This window comes from Endozoicomonas sp. ONNA1 (genome assembly GCF_024606325.1).
Classification (GTDB): Bacteria; Pseudomonadota; Gammaproteobacteria; order Pseudomonadales; family Endozoicomonadaceae; genus Endozoicomonas_A.
Window position 1 is genome coordinate 1 of sequence record NZ_JAHHPN010000774.1, and the last position, 2,549, is coordinate 2,549.

Sequence of the window (2,549 nt, forward strand, 5' to 3'; positions counted from 1 at the left end):
TCTCTGGTGACATGGCTTTTGCCATGCCCATACCTAAAGAGGCTCTGGCCATTGGCGAGAGCATCAGCGAAGGCTATTGCACCGGCCCCCTCTGGCTGGCCAATCGACGAGAGGTAGATTCAATGCCGGAGGGAGCTATTGTTTTGGCTGACCACGCTGAGGACTGGATGCTTGAGTCCAAATTTCTGAAACGGGCAGGGGGTTTTGTTTTGGCCGAAGCAGGATTCAATGATCATGTGGCAATCCTGCTGAGACAGGAACAAATAACCTTGATGCGGGCCGGTGACCATTATTCGGCATTGGCCTCTCAGGAGGCTGGCCAACAGGCAACGCTGGCCTGCGCCCGTTTTAACGATGAGCCCGGAGCTTTTATCGTTGCCGGTGACCTTGCCGGAAAACTGGCCAGTCACAGAAGTCTGTCCACTGCATTTTCTGATCTACCGTCAACAAAGGTCATCCCATCACGTGATGATTTATCTCCCCCAGAGGGCACATTCCGACTGGTCGCCAGCGGTTTTCAATGGCTCACGGATCAAAATGCTCGTTTGTTGGCATTTTTTGCCCCCGGCGGTGGACTGGATTGTCTGGCAAACCCGGTAAAATTGAGCATGTCGCCACAACGGTCAGAGCTATTGTCACAGGCCAGGGGCAGCGTAAATCGACTGGTTGATGGGGCTGAATCACTGTTGGATGGATACGGGGCATACTTGCGGCTGGCTGATAACAAAAGTGCACCCCAGATCCAGCCATTGCTCGATGAGTTACCGGAATTGAGAAACCGGTTTGAGGCACTGAAGCAGACTATCGAATCAGAGTTAGAGCGTATCACCTATCCTCTGCAAGCCAGTAAAGAAGGGCAGGTATCATTTAGCGAGTGGATGGCCGCCTGCCATCAGCTGCAAATCTGTCTTCAGGCACTCAACCCTAAGGGTGCCAAGCAGGTCCGGAGTGTCCATGAGCTGATTTTTGCCCTGCATCGGCGCTTTGTAAACGCACTGGCACCGATCGCACTGGCTTCTGGTCGGGGCAACATCTCTTCAGGAAAGTACATCACCTATGTTGATTGCAGAACTCTTAGTGAAACGGCACCACTATTGAGTCCAGCCTGCAAAGCAACCCTCGATGCAATAGTTATTCTTGACGGGATTGTCATCAGTATGGATGAAGCCTTGATTGTTAATATGAAGTTAGGAATTCATGTGAGCCTTATCGAGCTTTTGGAACAAGCAGAAGGGGGTAAAGGGCGAACCCTGCGGTTGAAATTTACTGACGAATTTGCTTCTGATAGCAGTTATAAGTCCGGCAAGTTAAAGCGTATGTGGTTTCTGGCACAGTTACTAAAAGCGATCGGACTGAATGAAAATGCTGGCACCGTGAATATGAGTTGCAATGCCGTAGCGGGTGAAATGATTGTCGAATGCTCCCGAATGAAATCACGTCAAGTCATGCAGGATGCTTTTGAAAAACTGATCATTGTATTAGGTGGCATGTGTGGCCTGGATACAATCTTTGAGGAAAGAGCCATTTTTGAAAGAGTTAAGTGGGACTTTAATGTGCTTGCACAGCACCTTAATAGCGATGTTACGACAGAAGCCGATAGATTCGTCTTTAAACATGCCCTTTTCTCAATGTTTTATGTTAACAGTATTGGGATTATCCCTGCTTTCTGCCGGTTATTAAGCAACCAGCGAGAGTTTATTCAGCATGCTCATCAGTTAGGAGTGTGTCAGTGTTTAATATTCTTCGAGAGGAAATCGAAGGAGAGTTTTAGGGAAATTTTTATGAGTGATGAGATCAGTGATGAAACCCGCAAGGAAGTCTTACCGCACCTTTTATTGTTAGATCCCAAAAGAGCCACTCGATTGTATGAGGATGTATATCCCCATTTGAGAGATAAATATTTTGTTATCAACCCATCACACGATTACGCGCTGAATTTTGCTATTCCACCCGATGAGCCGCTTTGGGATCATAAAGAAAAAGTCGAGAAAGCCTTGCTGGAGCACGGGCTAAAATATGCCAGCAAACGCGTTCGAAAAGATTACTCTTACTTGAAACGCATTCGATAATTGGCAAATAAGGATCGATTAACTCTGATATTGTTGACCGGCACAAGCCGTGTTGTCAGCTTATTGTTGTTTTTCGTGATGCGTGCTTCAGGCTGGCGAGTGAACTTTATAAAAACATCATTGTCAAAAGTCAGGTAATCGGTTTATGCCATAGCGATTAAGTTATGGATGAGTAATGACATGGGAGAGATATCCTGATGTTAGCTGATACTACTTTTGACATATCAAATCCCCAAAGCCTGACAACTGATTCCAATGAGAAGGCTGGGGGTGGCAGTCCATTCGAAGGGGCTAATAGTTCACCCAAAAGGTATTTCATTGAGCCTGATCCCAGTGGCGTTCCCGACCCAACGCCGATAGGGGATCGCACCTGCCGTTCGCCCGTTTTGGTACAGGCTGCAGATTGTTGTCCCGCCAACCGGGAGCAACTTGGCGGCAAGGGCATGTTTTTACAGCGCATGAAGAAAGCCGATCTTCCTG

At 47.7% G+C, this 2,549-nt stretch carries 2 protein-coding genes; both read left to right on the top strand.

Annotated features, from left to right (window positions below; translation table 11 throughout):
• On the top strand, positions 1 to 2,069 hold a 2,069-nt coding region (locus KDK19_RS18630; protein ID WP_257292580.1), incomplete at its 5' end, for a hypothetical protein.
• Between the two features lie 197 nt (positions 2,070 to 2,266).
• Positions 2,267 to 2,549 (top strand): hypothetical protein (locus KDK19_RS18635; protein WP_257292581.1); only part of this gene is annotated, 283 nt, incomplete at its 3' end.